General features: G+C 66.5%; 11 protein-coding genes. 9 read left to right on the forward strand and 2 right to left on the reverse strand.

Features of this window, described 5'->3' with window-relative positions; translation table 11 throughout:
- The first annotated feature begins 130 nt into the window (after nucleotides 1–130).
- Nucleotides 131–2,341 (forward strand): carbohydrate-binding family V/XII, encoded by a 2,211-nt coding sequence (locus tag E4634_RS15160; protein WP_240725206.1) that lies wholly within the window; start codon nucleotides 131–133, stop codon nucleotides 2,339–2,341.
- Nucleotides 2,342–2,431: 90 nt separating this feature from the next.
- On the opposite strand, the gene E4634_RS15165 is transcribed toward E4634_RS15160, so the two are convergent.
- Nucleotides 2,432–4,048 carry an AMP-binding protein gene (locus E4634_RS15165; protein ID WP_206046910.1) on the reverse strand — a complete coding sequence of 539 codons (1,617 nt, stop codon included), beginning with the start codon at nucleotides 4,046–4,048 and terminating at the stop codon, nucleotides 2,432–2,434.
- A gap of 148 nt (nucleotides 4,049–4,196) precedes the next feature.
- Here E4634_RS15165 and E4634_RS15170 point away from each other — a divergent pair, with 148 nt between their 5' ends.
- From E4634_RS15170 to E4634_RS15195, 6 genes are read left to right on the forward strand one after another with little or no spacing between them, the layout of a single operon-like run.
- The gene (locus E4634_RS15170; RefSeq protein ID WP_135445407.1) at nucleotides 4,197–4,955 is read left to right on the forward strand and encodes an SDR family NAD(P)-dependent oxidoreductase; all 759 of its coding nucleotides are present in this window, start codon (nucleotides 4,197–4,199) and stop codon (nucleotides 4,953–4,955) included.
- Nucleotides 4,956–5,000: 45 nt separating this feature from the next.
- Nucleotides 5,001–6,221 carry a cytochrome P450 gene (locus E4634_RS15175; RefSeq protein ID WP_135445409.1) on the forward strand — a complete coding sequence of 407 codons (1,221 nt, stop codon included), beginning with the start codon at nucleotides 5,001–5,003 and terminating at the stop codon, nucleotides 6,219–6,221.
- A gap of 34 nt (nucleotides 6,222–6,255) precedes the next feature.
- Entirely contained in the window at nucleotides 6,256–7,101 is an 846-nt protein-coding gene (locus tag E4634_RS15180) for an SDR family NAD(P)-dependent oxidoreductase (RefSeq protein WP_135445411.1), read from the forward strand.
- A gap of 31 nt (nucleotides 7,102–7,132) precedes the next feature.
- A complete protein-coding gene (locus E4634_RS15185) occupies nucleotides 7,133–7,846 on the forward strand; it encodes a dienelactone hydrolase family protein (RefSeq protein ID WP_135445413.1) in 714 nt (237 codons plus the stop codon).
- 35 nt (nucleotides 7,847–7,881) lie between these two features.
- Nucleotides 7,882–9,048, forward strand: coding sequence for an FAS1-like dehydratase domain-containing protein (locus tag E4634_RS15190; RefSeq protein WP_135445415.1), 1,167 nt, complete (start codon nucleotides 7,882–7,884; stop codon nucleotides 9,046–9,048).
- 8 nt (nucleotides 9,049–9,056) lie between these two features.
- On the forward strand, nucleotides 9,057–9,968 hold the full coding sequence (locus E4634_RS15195) for an SDR family NAD(P)-dependent oxidoreductase (protein WP_135445417.1): 912 nt from the start codon (nucleotides 9,057–9,059) through the stop codon (nucleotides 9,966–9,968).
- An 86-nt stretch (nucleotides 9,969–10,054) separates the two neighbouring features.
- Here E4634_RS15195 and E4634_RS15200 read toward each other — a convergent pair whose 3' ends face one another.
- A complete protein-coding gene (locus E4634_RS15200; RefSeq protein ID WP_135445419.1) occupies nucleotides 10,055–10,495 on the reverse strand; it encodes a VOC family protein in 441 nt (146 codons plus the stop codon).
- Between the two features lie 379 nt (nucleotides 10,496–10,874).
- Between E4634_RS15200 and E4634_RS15205 the strand changes: the two genes are divergently transcribed.
- Both E4634_RS15205 and E4634_RS15210 read left to right on the forward strand, forming a co-directional pair.
- The gene (locus E4634_RS15205; RefSeq protein ID WP_135445458.1) at nucleotides 10,875–11,033 is read left to right on the forward strand and encodes a YqaE/Pmp3 family membrane protein; all 159 of its coding nucleotides are present in this window, start codon (nucleotides 10,875–10,877) and stop codon (nucleotides 11,031–11,033) included.
- Nucleotides 11,034–11,089: 56 nt separating this feature from the next.
- A complete protein-coding gene (locus E4634_RS15210) occupies nucleotides 11,090–12,106 on the forward strand; it encodes a YihY/virulence factor BrkB family protein (protein WP_135445421.1) in 1,017 nt (338 codons plus the stop codon).
- The last annotated feature ends 16 nt before the right edge of the window (nucleotides 12,107–12,122 follow it).

The following is a 12,122-nucleotide window of genomic DNA, read 5'->3' on the forward strand; positions in this document are numbered from 1 at the left end:
CAAAGGCATGCAGGCTTCTCGGTGACAACGGGAAGCCCGCACTATACCCCAGCCACCCGCGCGCCGGAGCCTGTCGCGGCTCGACAGGCGCTGGTCTAGACTGGGAAAGCCTGAACCGAGGGATAACAAGATGCAGCACAACACCTTTGCCTGGCTCCCCCGCCTGTGGTGGTTCACTACCCTTCTCGCACTCATCGCCGCTCCGGCCACGGCCGTGGATTGGCCACAGGAAGTGGTCACCGACGAGGGCAGCATCGTGGTCTACCAGCCGCAGCCGGAGTCCCTGCAGGGCAACGTGCTGCGCGGGCGCGCCGCCATGTCCCTACAGCTCAACAACAGCGACGAGACGATCTTCGGCGCGTTCTGGTTCGAGGCCAAGCTGGACACCGACCGCGCCGCGGGCACCGCCCTGATCCGCGATGTGCGCGTCACCCAGGTGAAATGGCCCGACTCCAAGGACGCCGCCGAACAGCGCTTCACCGCCATCGTCGAGGGGGCACTGCCTGAAAACGGCTTCGAAATCTCCATGGAGCGCCTCACCGCCAGCCTGCAAACCGCCGAGGCGGAAGTGAAGAGCCTGGAGAACCTGCGCCACGACCCGCCGGCCATCCTGTTCAGCGAGCAGCCCGCGGTGCTGCTGATGTACGACGGCAAGCCCCGCTATGGCGCCATCGACAACAGCCCCTACGAGCGCGTGCTCAACACCCCCATGGCGGTGGTGCGCCGCAAGGGCAGCGACGAGTACTGGCTGTCCTCCGGCAAGTTCTGGTACCGGGCCGCCGACCCGATGGGCCCGTGGACGCAAACCACCTCGCCGCCGGCGGACCTCGCCCGCATGCTGCCCCCCGCCGAAGACGACACGCCGCAACCGGACACCCCTCCGGCCATCGTGACCGCGGACGAGCCCAGCGAGCTGATCGTCACCCAGGGCAAACCCGCATGGAAATCCCTCACCGGCGGCGAGTTGCTGTACGTGGAGAACACCGAGTCACCCTGGCTGCGCGACCTGCCCACCGGCAATATGTACCTGTTGCTGTCCGGACGCTGGTACCGCGCAAAATCAGAAAAAGGGCCGTGGACCTTCGTGCCTGCCGACGAACTGCCCACCGCCTTCGCCCGCATCCCGCCGGACTCCGACATCGGCGGCTTGCGCAGCGCGGTGGCCGGCACCGAGGAAGCTGAAGACGCGGTACTCGATGCACAGGTGCCGCAGACCGCCGCGATCAAACGCAGCGAGGCGTCGCTGGCGGTGAGCTACGACGGCAAGCCGACGTTCGAGAAGATTCCCGGCACCAGCGTGGCCTACGCGGTGAATACCGCAAGCCAGGTGCTGGAAGTCGGCGGGCGCTACTACGCGGTGGACAACGGCGTGTGGTTCACCGCCGCCGATGCCACCGGTCCCTGGCAGGTGGCGGACAGCATCCCGCGCGAGGAGATCCAGCAGATTCCGCCCAGTTCACCGGTGTACAACACCACGTATGTGCATATCTACGAATCCACCCCGGAGGTGGTCTACGTCGGCTACCTGCCGGGCTACCTGTGGAGCTTCCCCTACTACGGCGTGCCGGTGTACGGCACCGGCTGGTACTACCCGCCCTACTTCGGCCGCTACTACTACCCGCGGCCGCCGACCTGGGGGTTCAATGTGGGCTACAACCCGTGGACCGGATGGAGCTTCGGCCTGTCCTATTCCAACGGCTTTCTCAGCTTCGGCATGGCCTGGGGCGGCGGCTACCCCGGCGGCTACCGGCCCTGGGGTTGCTGCAACGGCTGGTACGGCGGCGGCTATCGCGGCCCGGTGGTGATCAACACCGGCGACATCAACATCGGCAACAATATCAACATCGGCAACCGCACCAATATCGGCAACAAGCTGCAGGGCGGCGACCGCATCAACCTGAACCGCGCCCGCGACAACCTCTACACCAGCCCCGCCAACCGCGCGCGGCTGGCGGATGCCGCCAGCGCAAAAGCGCAACTGCCGCGCGCACGCCCCGCCGACAACCGCGCCAACGACGTGTTCGCGGACGGCAGCGGCAACGTGGCGCGGCGCGTGCAGGATGGCTGGGAGGCGCGCGACAACGGCCAGTGGTCCAGGCCCTCGTTCAGCGAGCAACAGAAACAGCAGGCGGCGGGCACCCTGCAGCAGCACACCACCCAGGCTCAGCGCGACGCCGCGCAAAGCGCCATCCAGAATCGTTCGCAGATGAACACGCGGCAGATGACCCCGCCGCAACTGGACCGCCACTCACTGGACCGCGCCTACAACGCGCGGCAGATGGGTATGCAGCGGGAGATGGCACGGCCGCAGAATCTCAAGGGAGGGTTCCGCCGCCGTTGACGGCGAGGCGTGCACCGGGGGCTCGCCGGCGAGCGCCGGCACCCGCAGTGCACTACCCGCAATACGCCACAGCGCAGGGGGCGGAGTGACTCAGTCGGCCAGCAACTCGTCGCGAATGCGGTGCTTGAGCACCTTGCCGGCGTCGTTCTTCGGCAGGCTCTCGCGCAGCGCCACCTGCTCGGGAATCTTGAACTTCGCCACCCCCAGGCCGACCAGGAACTCGCGCAGGCTGTCGACGTCCGGCTGCGCGGCACCAGAAGGGACAATCACGGCGCAGGCGCGCTCGCCGGTTTTCGGATCCGGCAGGCCGACAATGGCCACCTCGCCGATGCCGGGATGGCCGAGCAGCAGGTCCTCGACCTCCTTGGGCGCGATGTTCTCGCCGTTGCGGATGATGATGTCCTTGATGCGCCCGGCGATCACCAGGTAATCGCCGTCCACCCAGCGGCCGAGGTCGCCGGTGCGGTAGTAGCCCTCGGCGTCGAAGACTTTCTCCTCGTCGTCCGCGTGCACGTAACCAACCAGCATCTGCGGCCCGCGCGCCAGTACCTCGCCGGCCTCGGACAGGCGGATGCTGGCGATGCCGGCGCGGCCGTCGGTCTCCGCGGCGTGGTCGATATCGCCGTCCGCGGTGCAGCCCACGGTGGTCACCGGCACCTCGGTGGAGCCGTAGACCCGGGTGACCACCGCGCGCTCGAAATAATCCGCCGCCTCGCGCACCAGCGAAGGCGGCACCGAGGCGCCGCCGCAGATGAACACCTTGAGGTCCGGCAGGCGGGTATCCGCGGCGCGCGCGGCCTCGAGCAGGGCGACCAGGAACGGCGTGGCGCCGGCGAAGTGGCTGACCTTTTCCGCGCGCATGTGCGCGACCGCCTCCTGCGGGTCCCAGCGCTCCATCAGCACCGCCTTGGCGCCGAGCAGCAGCGGGATCTCGAAGGCGTAGATAGAACCGCCGATATGGCTGATCGGCGAGGCGACCAGGAAGCTGTCGCCGGGGTCGATGCGCCAGTGCTCACCGAGCTGGCGGATCAGCGCGTGGATGGAGTTGTGGCTGTGCATCACGCCCTTGGGGCTGCCGGTGGTGCCCGAGGTGTACATGATCATGCGCACCGCGTCGGGCTCCGGCGGCTGCGGTTCGGCGCCCTGCCCGTCCGCGAACAGGTCCGCGTAGGCGGTGTGCGGGCCGGCGTCGCCGCGCAGCACGACGACCTCGGGCGGCGTATCCAGCGCGCCGACGACATTGCCCAGCATCTGCACGTAGTCGTAGCCGCGGAACTGGGCCGGGATGAAGATGAAGCGGCTGTCGACATCCGCGAGCATGAAGCGCAGGTCGTGCTCGCGCAGGGAGGGCAGCACCGGGTGGGCGACCATACCGGCCAGCGTCGCCGCCACGTAGATCACCGCCGCCTCGTGCCAGTTGGGCAGCATGAAGGAGACCACGCTGCCCGGCGCCTGTCGCGCTGCGAGGTAGCGCGCCATCGCCTGGGCCTGGGCGTACAGGGTCTGCGCGTCCAGGCGCACCTCGCCCTCAACCAGCAGTTCCCGGCCCGGGTCCTCGCGCGCGATGCGCGCCAGGGTGTCGGCCAGTGTTTCGTTCACCCACAGGCCGCTTTCATACGCCTGCTGCGCGCGGTCCTCGTCCCAGCGAATCGAATGCCCGGCAATAAGCCGCCGTCCCCGGCTGTGCGTGGTCTCGGTACTCGTCATAGCCAATAGTCAACACAGATGATTATAATACGCTTCATTTTACTGGGGCCGCGCGCTAAAGTACACGCGGCCCGGCAAGGCCGTACACGCCCGCGAGCTGTGGATAGGCCCGCCCCAAGACTACGCAATAATAAGGAGCCCTGACAGGATGGAAGTAGCGATTATTACCGGCGCCGGCAGCGGCATCGGCCTGGCTACGGCGAAAGAACTGCACGCCCGCGGCATGGCGGTCGTCGGCATCGGCCGCGACCCGGCCAAGCTGGAGCAATTGGCCGAGATCATCGGCGACGAGGAGCGCCTGGTCACACTGTCGGTGGACATCACGACCGACGAGGCCCCGGCGGCCATCGTCGACCTCACCCTGCAGCGCTTCGGCCGCATCGACTACCTGATCAACAACGCCGGTATCGGCAGCCCCAAGCCGCTGCACGAGACCGACGACGATACCCTGGACCACTTCCTCGGCATCATGCTGCGCGCGCCCTTCCGTCTGGCGCGCGACGTCATCACCCACATGCAGCCGGGTTCGGCGATCATCAACATCACCTCCACCTTCGCCGTGGTCGGCGGCCGCCGCGGCGGCGCCTATTCCGCGGCCAAGGGCGGCCTGACCTCGCTGACCCAGCATATCGCCTGCGAGTACGGCGCCACGGGTATCCGCGCCAACTGCGTGGCCCCCGGCGTGACCATGACCGACATGGTACGCGAGCGCATGAACGACAAGGGCTTCCGCCGCATGCAGGTGGACATGACCCCCTACCCGCGCCTCGGTGAAGCCGAGGACGTGGCCAGCACCATCGCTTTCCTGTGTTCCAAGGGCGGCGAGTTCATCAACGGCCAGACCATCGTTGTCGACGGCGGCTGGTCGAGCACCAAATACCTCTCGCCCGAGGCCCTGAACGCCTGAGGCGACCCATAACGATAAAATAAGACGCCCGGAGGCGCTGCCGCCATGCCGTCCATCGAAGAGCTCGACCTGCTGGAGCTGCCGGTACTGGAGCCCAGTTTCGCCACCGACCCGCTGCCCGGCTTCGCCGCCGCGCGGGAGTGGCACCCGTGGCTGGCGAAGAGCGCCGTGGGCTACCTGGTGCACGAGTACGAGGCCATCAAGGACCTGTACTTCATGGACGACCACCTGGAGTTTGCCACCGCCAATATCGTCGAACACATGGGTGCCAGGGGCACGCCCTGGGGTGACTTCACCGAGGGACTGATGATCGTCAAGCAGGGCGAGGAGCACGACCGCGTGCGCAGCAACGTCGCCCCCGCCTTCACCCCGCGCAACGTCAACAAGTACCGCGGCCTGATGCGCGAGACGGTCTCGAAACTGCTCGACGAGTGGGCCCCGCGCGGCGCCTTCGACTTCGCCGAGTTCGCCGCCAATTTCCCGGTGCGCGTGATGTGCGGCGTGATCGGCGCCTCGCCGGACGTGGTGCCGCCGCTGCGCCACGCCCTGGAAACCCAGGGCATGAGCTTCAGCATGGACCCGTCGATACTGCCCACGGCCAATGCTGCCATCACCCAGCTGCTCGACTTCGCCGACACCTTCATCAGCGAGCGCCAGCGCGACGGCAACCCGGGCGCGCCGGACCTGCTCGACGAACTGCTCGCCGCCAACAGCGACGGCAAGCTCAGCGACGCGGAGATGCGCAACCTGCTGGTGTTCGTGTTCGCCGCCGGTTACGACACGTCAAAAAACATGCTCACCTTCACCCTGTACGAGATGCTGCAGCGGCCCCAGATGTGGGAGCGCTGCGCCGAGGACCTCGGCTACTGCACCCAGGTGATGGAGGAGACCCTGCGCTACCACAGCGTCTCCAACGTGCCGCGCACGGTGAGCCGGGAATTCACCTACCGCGACGTGACCTTTCCCGTGGGTACCAACCTGCAGTTCATCCTCACCCTGTCCGGCCGCGACCCGCGCGCCTACGAGGACGCAGAGCGCTTCGACCCCGGGCGCAAGGCCGCCAACCGGCACCTGGCCTTCGGCCGCGGCATGCACATCTGCCTGGGCCAGTTCCTGGCCCGCGCGCAGATCGAGGAGGGCCTGCACCTGATGGCACAGCGCCTGCGCAAACCGAAACTGGCCGGAGAGGTGACCTGGCGTCCCTTCGTCGGCGTGTGGGGCATTCGCAGCCTGCCCATCGAGTTCGAACCCGCAGCGGTGCACTGACGCCGCACAGACAACGATAACTGGAGGACTTCACATGTTGCAGGACAGCCTGAGACTCGACGGCCGCGTGGTACTGGTGGCCGGCGCCGGCGGCGGCGGACTCGGCACCACCGTGTGCCGCATGGCCGCCGAGCAGGGTGCCACTGTGGTGGCGGCGGACCGCACCCAGGCCAAGCTGGACCAGGACATCGCGCCGCTCATCGCCGAGGGCCTGTCGATTGTCACCGTAGTGGCCGACCTGCAGACCGAGGAGGGCATCGCCGCCGCCATGGACGCCGCGCGCGCCGCGCCCGGCACCCTGTTCGGCCTGGTCACCATGGTCGGCGGCGGTCCCGCCCACACCTGGGCGCCGGCGACCAAGATGAGCCGCGAGTCCTGGCACGAGATGTTCTCCAAGAACCTGGAATCGATGTTCTTCATGGCCCAGGCCTTCGCTGCGGAACTGCAGGCGCAGTCCCTGCGCGGCGCGATTGTCGCGGTATCCTCGATCAGCGGCCTCGGCGCCGGCCCGTATCACATCGCCTACGCCACCGCGAAGGCGGCGATCCCGCCGGTGGTGCGCACCATGGCGCTGGAGCTGGCAAAGTCGGACATCCGCGTCAACGCGGTGGCGCCGGCGGCGATGATCGGGCCGAAATCCCTGCTGCCGCCCAACCCGGAACTGGAGGGGCGCGCCATTCCCATGGCCCGCCAGGGGCAGCACGCGGAAGTGGCGGCGAGCATCATGTTCCTGCTCACCGACATGGGCAGCTACGTCACCGGCCAGTGCCTGACCGTGGACGGCGGCATCACCCTGAAGCACGCGCACATCGACGAGGACAACACGCCGGTGATGATCACCAACGAGGCCTTCCTCAAGGCGATGAAGGGCGAGGCCTGAGCCGCGCGGCCAGGCGCCCGGGGGAGCAGACATGGAAACACGCAGGATCACCTATAGCGACGGCAACACCGATTACCTCGGCGAGCTGTACTGGGAGGCCGGGGATGCCCCGCGTCCCGGTATCGTGGTCTTCCCCGAGGCTTTCGGCCTCAACGACCACGCCCGCGAGCGCGCCCGGCGCCTGGCGGCGATAGGCTATGTCGCCTTCGCCGCGGACCTGCACGGCGGCGGCGCGATTCTCGACAGCATGGAAGCCCTGGGCCCGCGCATGCAGGCCCTGTTCGCCGACCGCACACTGTGGCGCGCCATGGCCGGCGCGGCGCTGGATACCCTGGCGGCGCAGGCCGAGGCAGACGCCGGCAAGCTCGGCGCCATCGGCTTCTGTTTCGGCGGCGCCACCTGCCTGGAGCTGGCGCGCAGCGGCGCCGCGCTGGCCGGCATCGCCAGCTTCCACGGCGGCCTCAAGGAAGAGATCGACGGCGACGCCGGCCGCATCCGCGCCAGCGTGCTGGTATTGCACGGCGCCGAGGACCCGCTGCTGGGCGCCGGGACCATCGACGCGGTCATGACCGAGTTTCGCCGCGACCAGGTGGACTGGCAGTTCACCTATTACGGCAATGCGCTGCACAGCTTCACCGACCCGGAAGCGGACACGCGCGGCATGGACGGCCTGGCCTACGACGCGCGCACCGAGGCGCGCTCATGGAACGCCATGGCGGCCTTTTTCGACGAACTATTCAACTGACTTCTTCGCACCAGAATTTATTACGGGAGTAACCAATGAGCGACAAGACCCTCGACTGTTCCGATCTCGACCAATACATGGGCAAGCCGATCGACCCGGCGCGCATGAAGGAACCGCTGCACAACAACGATTTCCGCCGCTGGGTGCAGGCCATGCACTACCCCAACCTGCTGCACTACGACCACGACTTCGCCGCGGAGGGTCGCTACGGCAAGATCGTGGCGCCGCAATCCTTCGCCGTGTCCTGCGACGACGGCCACGGTGCCGGCCCCGCCTGCGTCGGCCGCATCAACGACTCGCACCTGCTGTTCGGCGGTGACGAGTGGTGGTTCTACGGGCCGAAGATCTTCGGCGGCGACGAGATCACCAACGAGAAGATCCCGCTGGACTACGTGGTGAAGGAAACCGGTTTCGCCGGCCCCACCTGCTTCCAGCGCGGCGACAACAACTACTACAACCAGGACGGCGACCTGATCGCCAAGCAGCGCTCCACCTCCATCCGCTACCGCCGCGACCTGGCCGAGGAAAAGGGCGTGGACCCGGCGGCCATGGACGACCCGGAGTGGACCGACGAGGCGCTGGACGACCTCGAGCCGAAGAAGTACGAATACATCAAGATGATGCACGAGCTGGGCCACGGCAAGCGCTACTGGGATGACATCAACGTCGGCGACAGCCTGCCCACGCGCATCATCGGCCCGCACACCATCGCCAGCTTCACCACCGAGTGGCGCGCCTACCTGTTCACCATCTGGGGCGGCACCCACCGCCCGGGCCTGGACATGGAAGCCATGGGCTTCACCAAGGAAATGGCCGGCTATGAAAACGACCCGGTGATGGAGCGCGACAACCCGGAGTGGACCGACGGCGCCTACTTCGGCCCCTCCCGCGGCCACCTGTTCCCGCGCTACGCGCGCATGATCGGCATGCCGCGCGCCTACGGCTACGGCGCCTCCATGGGCGCGTGGATCCTCGACTACCTGGCCGGCTGGGCGGGCGAGTGGGGCCAGGTGGTGCACTGCAACTCCTCCTACCGCGGCCCCGCCTTCACCGGTGAGGCGACCATCATGAACGCCGACGTGGTGGAGAAACTGACCGATGACGAGGGCCGCAACCTGATCCAGGTGAAGATGAAGATGACCTCGCATCTGGGCAACACCATGGCCACCGCGACCGCGGAAATCGAACTGCCGAAGAAGTAGGGGCGACCATGGAAGACCTGAACTTCGACGGCCGCGTCGCCGTCATCACCGGCGCCGGCCGCGGCCTGGGCCGCGCCTACGCGTTACTGCTGGGCGCCAACGGTGCGAAGGTCGTGGTCAACGACCTCGGTGGCTCGCTGCAGGGGGACGGCCCCGATGCCGGCCCCGCCCAGGCGGTGGTCGACGAGATCCGCGCCGCCGGCGGCGAGGCGGTGGCCAATACCGATTCCGTGGCGACGCCCGAGGGTGGCCAGGCGATCATCCAGGCCGCGCTGGACAACTACGGCCGCATCGACATCCTCATCCACAACGCCGGCAACGTGCGTCCGAGTCCGCTCAAAGAGATGAGCTACGAGGACTTCAACGCGGTGCTCGACGTGCACCTCAAGGGCGCTTTCCATGTGGTGCGCCCGGCCTTCCCGCTGATGTGCGAGGCCGGCTATGGGCGCATCGTGCTCACCTCGTCGATCGGCGGGTTGTACGGCAACAAGAGCGTGGTGAACTACGGCGTGTCCAAGGCCGGCATGATCGGGCTGTCCAACGTGGTCGCCATCGAGGGCGAGGCCGAGGGCGTGAAGTGCAACGTGATCGTCCCCGCGGCGGTGACGCGCATGGCCGAGGGCATCGACATCTCCGCCTACCCGCCCATGGAACCGGAACTGGTCGCCCCCACCGTCGGCTGGCTGGCCCACGAGGACTGCTCGGTGACCGGCGAGATGCTGGTGGCGATCGCCGGCCGCGTGGCCCGCGCCTACGTGGCGGAAACCCCCGGCGTCTACCAACCCGCCTGGACCATGCGCGAGGTGGGAGAGCACATGGATGAGATCCGGGATACTTCCGAGCCGCTGCTGTTCCCGGTCACCACCGGGCATGTGGACCACATCGTCTACAGCTTCGGCCGCGCCAACGCGGGCAAGTGAGCCGGGCACGGAGCGGGCGCTTGCTGTAACCCTTCCGGCCGGGGTCGATGTCTGATCGACCCCGGCCGTTCATTCCACCTCTTCTCTTAGCCCGGCGCCTGCATCAACTCGATGCGGGTGCCGTCCGGGTCGGTACAGAACACGATCTTACCGAAGGCGGAATCGATCCAGGTCTCCATGTGTACCTGGCCGCCATATTCCTTTACCGCGGCCATCACCGCCTCGATATCGGTTACGGTAAAGGTCATGTGCGTGATGCCGCGCTGGTTCATGGGGCGGCGCTCGGCCGGCCCGGTGACGCCGCCGCTGGAGGTCACCAGTTCGATGCGCATCCCGTTGTTGTGCAGCTGGCAGACATCCACGGTCTGGCCAGGCAGTTCCAGCAACTGGTCCAGCGGCTCGCCCAGGCCCTCCATGCTGACGTCGGCGGTAAAGCCCAATGCCTCGCTGTAAAACGCTTTGGATTTTGCCAGGTCGCTGACGCACAGGCCGGTGTGCATCATGCTCACTACAGGGGATTCGCTCATCGATTTTGCTCCTGAATTGTGGGGGTCGGGTTTGCGTTATTGATGCCGCGCACCGCGCGATTTTTTCCCGGCCGCCCCAACCCGACGGCCTGCAACCGCCTACCTTACCGCAACTCGGCTGCAACCCTGAATTTTTCCGCCTGCGCCACCGCGCGGCACACGCCATCGCCCACAACGCACTTCCCGCGTCGTCGAGTCCCTCGCGGAAGAAGTTACAAATTTTCGTAAGATTTACACGCGATTTACCCACCAGGGCACGCGAAACCCCTGAAATACCGGGTTTCAGGCGCATGGCACGATCCTTGAATTGACCTTGGTCACGAGCGCTGGCGATGCCGTCGAAGACGCCTGCGAAGACGCAACCGACGAGGAGACGATCATGGACCTCATACGAATACTTTTCTCAATCCTGCTACCGCCGCTGGGCGTGTTCCTACAGGTCGGCCTGGGCGGCGCGTTCTGGCTGAACATCCTGCTGACCATCCTGGGCTACATCCCCGGCATCATCCACGCCGTGTGGATCATCGCCAGGCGCTAAAACCTGCTGCGCGATAACCGCCCCGGATTCGTCCGGGGCCTTTTTGGGAACAGACAGTGCAAGACAATCACGACACAGATCACGCGACTTTCGATAGCGGGCAACCGACCGCGGGTGAACAACCGGCCACCAGCGAACGCTCGACCGGGGACAGGCTGCTAGTCCCCCTGCTGGTAGTCAGGGACGCCGCTGCCGGTTTCATGGGAGACAAGTGCTTCCGCTTTTCCGCTGCACTGTCTTTCTACACGTTGTTCTCGATCGCGCCGATGGTCCTGATCTCCATCTACGTGGCGGGCCTTGCAGCAGCCGATATCGACTTCCAGGCAGAGATCACGCGCCAGTTCTCGGTCCTCATCGGCGATCAGGCCGCGGACGGCGTCACGGTGTTGCTGTCTTCCCTGCAGAACCAGGAGCAGACCCGGTTCCAACTGTTCCTCAGCGGTGTCGTGCTACTGTTTTCCGCTACCAACATCTTCGTGCAACTGCAGGACGCCTATAACGACATCTACTCGGTACAGGCGAAGCCCGGCCGCGGGCTGGTCAAGCAGTTCCTGGACCGCATGATCTCCCTCGGCATGATTCTCAGCCTGGGTTTCCTGTTGCTCGTCTCGCTGATCATCGATTCTGCAGTAGTGAGTCTGCGTACCTACCTGTTTGCGGTGCTCAACGACGCCGCGATTGTCGTTGTCTCGCTACTGCAAAATGCGGTCCTGATCGCGCTGGTCACCGGCATTATCTACGCCCTGTTTCATTTCCTGCCCGACGTAGAGGTGCCGAGGAAACACAAGCTGCGTGGCAGCCTGGCAGTGACCGCGATGCTGCTGCTGGGCAAGTACGGCATCGGTGTGTACATCGGCAACAGCAGTTTGAGTGAACTCGGCGGTGCCTCGGCCTCGGTGATCGTGCTCATGCTGTGGATCTACTATACCTCGCTGATCCTGTTCTTCGGTGCGGAGCTGATCAAGGCCATGGCCAGACATGCGGGCGACCCGCTCAAGCCACGCCGCTACGCCACCGCCATCAGGACGGTGACGGCCCGCGATTGGCAACAGCCTGCGGAACGCGCCAGCTGACACCCGGCTCCCGACG

It is taken from the genome of Mangrovimicrobium sediminis (assembly GCF_004745945.1).
Lineage (GTDB): Bacteria > Pseudomonadota > Gammaproteobacteria > Pseudomonadales > Halieaceae > Mangrovimicrobium > Mangrovimicrobium sediminis.

Bases quoted from the DNA above. Each gene is read 5' to 3' on its own strand.
- E4634_RS15180 (WP_135445411.1), top strand. From the start codon at position 6,256: ATGTTGCAGGACAGCCTGAGACTCGACGGCCGCGTGGTACTGGTGGCC.
- E4634_RS15185 (WP_135445413.1), top strand. From the start codon at position 7,133: ATGGAAACACGCAGGATCACCTATAGCGACGGCAACACCGATTACCTC.
- E4634_RS15195 (WP_135445417.1), top strand. From the start codon at position 9,057: ATGGAAGACCTGAACTTCGACGGCCGCGTCGCCGTCATCACCGGCGCC.
- E4634_RS15205 (WP_135445458.1), top strand. From the start codon at position 10,875: ATGGACCTCATACGAATACTTTTCTCAATCCTGCTACCGCCGCTGGGC.
- E4634_RS15200 (WP_135445419.1), bottom strand. From the start codon at position 10,495: ATGAGCGAATCCCCTGTAGTGAGCATGATGCACACCGGCCTGTGCGTC.
- E4634_RS15190 (WP_135445415.1), top strand. From the start codon at position 7,882: ATGAGCGACAAGACCCTCGACTGTTCCGATCTCGACCAATACATGGGC.
- E4634_RS15170 (WP_135445407.1), top strand. From the start codon at position 4,197: ATGGAAGTAGCGATTATTACCGGCGCCGGCAGCGGCATCGGCCTGGCT.
- E4634_RS15160 (WP_240725206.1), top strand. From the start codon at position 131: ATGCAGCACAACACCTTTGCCTGGCTCCCCCGCCTGTGGTGGTTCACT.
- E4634_RS15175 (WP_135445409.1), top strand. From the start codon at position 5,001: ATGCCGTCCATCGAAGAGCTCGACCTGCTGGAGCTGCCGGTACTGGAG.
- E4634_RS15165 (WP_206046910.1), bottom strand. From the start codon at position 4,048: ATGACGAGTACCGAGACCACGCACAGCCGGGGACGGCGGCTTATTGCC.